The organism is Paraburkholderia sp. NMBU_R16, assembly GCF_013282575.1.
GTDB lineage: Bacteria > Pseudomonadota > Gammaproteobacteria > Burkholderiales > Burkholderiaceae > Trinickia.
In genome coordinates this window covers 1-253 of record NZ_JAAAYE010000407.1, presented here as the reverse complement: position 1 = coordinate 253, position 253 = coordinate 1, and the positions used below count along the sequence as shown (strand labels likewise).

The 253-nt window shown below is 61.3% G+C and carries 1 pseudogene; it reads left to right on the top strand.

Going from position 1 to position 253, the window contains the following annotated elements:
- Positions 1-61: 61 nt before the first annotated feature.
- Positions 62-253, top strand: a pseudogene (locus GWC77_RS28665) (hypothetical protein); the annotation flags it as partial.

Genomic DNA, 253 nt, shown 5'->3' with positions numbered 1-253 from the left:
TCCCTTGCGGCTACCCGGCCTGGCTTCTGGCTCTGTCACAGTGATGTCCATCAAATCGAAAATGATGGGCACCACTTTGATGTCGGTTCTCGCCGTCGTCTACGACGGTCGTCGTGAGGCGCTTACGATGAATCTGCAGCTTGGCGAGGTGCTCAAGGATGTGATGGGGATGACAGGTCAGGCGATCATCCGTGCCATCGTCGCCGGCGAGCGGGACCCGAAGGTGCTCGCCGCCCATCGTCACGGCCGGGTC